3 protein-coding genes are annotated in these 3,404 nt (G+C 52.1%); all 3 read left to right on the top strand.

The features are described 5' to 3' along the window. Positions 1–180 precede the first annotated feature (180 nt). The 3 genes from QZP87_RS11535 (at position 181) to QZP87_RS11525 (ending at position 3,236) form a co-directional block, all read left to right on the top strand. Positions 181–1,287: a phosphotransferase gene (locus tag QZP87_RS11535; protein ID WP_291323074.1), complete on the top strand. Its 1,107-nt coding sequence runs from the start codon at positions 181–183 to the stop codon at positions 1,285–1,287. Between the two features lie 120 nt (positions 1,288–1,407). Continuing rightward, a complete protein-coding gene (gene miaB / locus QZP87_RS11530) occupies positions 1,408–2,745 on the top strand; it encodes a tRNA (N6-isopentenyl adenosine(37)-C2)-methylthiotransferase MiaB (protein WP_291323073.1) in 1,338 nt (445 codons plus the stop codon). Beyond that, on the top strand, positions 2,739–3,236 hold the full coding sequence (locus QZP87_RS11525; RefSeq protein ID WP_291323072.1) for a bifunctional nuclease family protein: 498 nt from the start codon (positions 2,739–2,741) through the stop codon (positions 3,234–3,236). Before miaB ends, QZP87_RS11525 begins: the two co-directional genes overlap by 7 nt. Positions 3,237–3,404 lie beyond the last annotated feature (168 nt).

Raw genomic sequence — 3,404 nt, 5'->3', positions numbered from 1 at the left:
GTCTTCCCGGCAAATGAAAAACCAAAACCCTTTGTGCTTTCTTCCTTTGTGTCCTTTGCGCCGGGCCTGCCACGCTGAAAGCGTGGTTCAAACTTTCTTGTTTTTTATGACAGGGTTTCAGAAGTAAGTCACCAAACGCCTGCTGCGATACTTATTTTTTGACTTCCGGAGAGGTGAAACATGTCCAGTACAAAAGACAGAAGTCCGTCCCTGCAAATTGAGGTGAGCAGCCTGCAGGATTATCTGCAGAAGCAGTTCGGGCCTGGGGCCAGGCTCATTCAGGCCGGGGAGATGAGCTCTGCCGGCAAGCAGGGCATGAAGGAGTTCGGGTACGGCAAGCCCCTGCACGTCAGGTTTGAGCTTGATGGAGAGGAAAAGCAGGTCGTACTTTCCACTATGCGCGGGGACAGCTTCGGTCATCAGTTTTACTGGGACCGGGCGGGCATCCTCATGTTCCAGTACGAGACCGGGGAAAGCATGGAAAAGCATGTGCGCTCCCTGGGTTTTGGATATGTGGATAAAAAGGACAACCTGGTCCCTGTTGTTGAGCCCAGGGAGTTCTTTATCCTGCATGAAATGGCCCAGGGGTACGATTATTTTCTGGACCTGGAGCAGATAAAAAAACAGGGAGTGGAGCAAAGCGACCTGGAGCTGACCAAAGAGTTTTCGCGCTGGATGGCCCGCCTGCACAGCCAAAGACTGGATGATCCGGATCTTTACCTGCGCCGTATCAGAAATCTTATCGGAGCCTCGGAATGCATCTTCGGCCTGGTGGATTCCTACCCCCATCCTTATGATTTGTTTCCTCCGGAAAGGTTTCAGGCCCTGGAATGCAGGCTCATAGCCTGGCGCTGGAAACTCAGTCGTTACACTCACCGGTTATCCGCGGTACATGGCGATTTTCATCCATGGAATGTACTTGTTCAGCCAGATGGGGATTTCCGGGTGCTGGACCGCAGTCGTGGAGAATGGGGAGAGCCTGCCGACGACATCACCACCATGACCAGTAACTATCTGTTGTACTCTCTTTACAGCGGTCCTGCCTTGAAAGGCGACTTCGAGAGCCTTTATAGAACCATGTGGGACACTTACCTGGAAGAGACCGGGGACAGGGAGGTGCTGCAGGCTGCAGCACCTTTTTATGTCTTCAGGGCCCTGGTGATTGCTTCCCCCAAGTGGTACCCGGGTCATTCCAGGGAGATCCGTGCGAGCCTTTTCAGGTTTATGGAGAATGTTCTGCAGGATGATGAGTTTGATTATAGTAATATTAATAAGTACCTGATCTAACGCGGACCATGCCCGCAACCCAATAAACGAACATGTTGTTCCGAAATTTGTGCTAAGCGCCTGAGCAGGTTCCAGAATAAGAGCATTGACTATTTACAGCGGCGTGATAATCCTTAAAAGATGAACTATTATATTTTTACTTTTGGCTGCCAGATGAATGTCAGCGACTCCCTGTGGCTGGACCGTTCACTGCAGGCCATGGGCCTCAAGCCCTGCAACGTGGAGGAAGAGGCTGATATATTCCTGATCAACACCTGCAGCGTCCGGGAAAAGCCGGAGCACAAAATATACAGTCTCCTGGGAAGGCTGCAGGAATATATCCGGGAGAAGCCTCATGTCTTTGCCGGAGTAGGCGGTTGCGTGGCCCAGCAGGTGGGAATGGGGTTTCTGGAGCGTTTTTCGTTTGTGCGCCTGGTGTTCGGCACCGACGGCCTGGTCATGGTCCCCGAGTGCATCAGGCGGCTTCTGGAAGACAGGCACCTCAAGATCAGCCTGTTGGATTTTCAGGACCATTACCCCGAGAGACCGGAATGCTGGCCGGACAGTTCTCCGGCTCAGGCCTTTGTAAATATCATGCAGGGCTGTGATAATTTTTGTGCCTACTGTATCGTCCCCTATACCAGAGGCAGTCAGAAATCCCGCTCATCGCAGAATATCCTGAATGAATGCTTTGAGCTGGTTTCCCGGGGGTGCAAAGAAATAACCCTGCTTGGTCAAAATGTTAACAGTTACGGCCAGGATAAAAATGGTAGTGAGATTTCTTTTGCAGAGCTGCTGAAAAGGGTGGCTGGTCTGCCGGGCCTGGAAAGGCTCAGATTTACCACTTCTCACCCCAAGGACATTGACCGGGAGGTGATACGCGCCTTTGGAGAGCTGCCCGCACTTTGCCCGCATCTGCACCTGCCCCTGCAGTCCGGCTCAGACAGGATTCTGGCTTCCATGGGTCGCAGGTACACCAGCGGGGACTACACGCACATTGTGGATTGCCTGAGGACAAGCTGCCCGGATATAGCCCTGACCACGGACCTGATCGTGGGATTCCCGGGGGAAAAGGATGCCGATTTTCAAAGGACCATGGATCTGGTGGAAAAGGTGGGTTTTGACAGCAGCTTTTCATTTAAATATTCTGATCGTCCAGGGGTACCCGCCGAGAAGATGCATCCCAAGATCCCCGATGAGATCAAGGCCGACAGGCTGGACAGGCTGCAAAGCCTGCAAGGCTCTCTGACCCGTGACAGACTTGCTCAACGGGTTGGACAAGAAGAAATGGTGCTTATTGAAAGTCAGAGCAAAAAACAAGGCCCTCCAGGGACTGTTTCATGGACCGGCCGGGACCCCGGCGGAAGGCTTGTTCATGTACACCTGCCCCGGGACCGGGACTGCACCGGAGAGGTGCTCCGGGTCGCCATTGTCAGGGCCCACAAACATTCCCTGAGTGGAGAGGTGGTAACATGCTGATTAAAATGGAGATATTCGGTCTGGCCATGGATGAAAAGACCAACATGCCATTAGTGATACTAAAAGATGATCAGGACAAGTATATTTTGCCCATCTGGATAGGGGCACTGGAGGCCATGGCCATATCGATACCCCTCAAGGGCATGAGCATGCCCAGGCCAATGACCCACGATCTTTTCCTGGACACGTTGAACAACCTGAATGCCCACCTGCTGCATGCGGAAGTAACCGAAATAAAGGAGTCCACTTATTTCGCTGTGCTGGTACTGCAGCAGGAAGAAAAAATACTGCGCATCGACAGCAGGCCATCGGACGCCATAGCCATGGCTGTGAGAGCCAAGGCACCCATAATGGTCCGCCAGAAAATTCTTGAGGACATCATGAAGGAGCAACAGGGTGAATACCAGGTGGTACTGGACGATGAAGAGGGAAAGAAATGGGCCGAGATACTGGAAAAGTTCAATCTGGATGATACCAAATACAAGATGTAATCACCGGTCAGCAGACAATGGGATAATTTTCAGGTCTTATGAGAAACGTATCTGTTTAGCGCTTTGCATGTGGCATGGGGACTGGCTCTTCCGGGACCCACTTGTCCCAAAAAATGAGATATTTTAAACACAAAATGATGCTCAAGTGGGTCCCGGAGTGCCTGTCCC

Source organism: Desulfonatronospira sp., from assembly GCA_003563255.1.
Lineage (GTDB): Bacteria > Desulfobacterota > Desulfovibrionia > Desulfovibrionales > Desulfonatronovibrionaceae > Desulfonatronospira.
The sequence above is the reverse complement of the archived record's forward strand: the minus strand, read 5'-3'. Positions and strand labels throughout refer to the sequence as shown.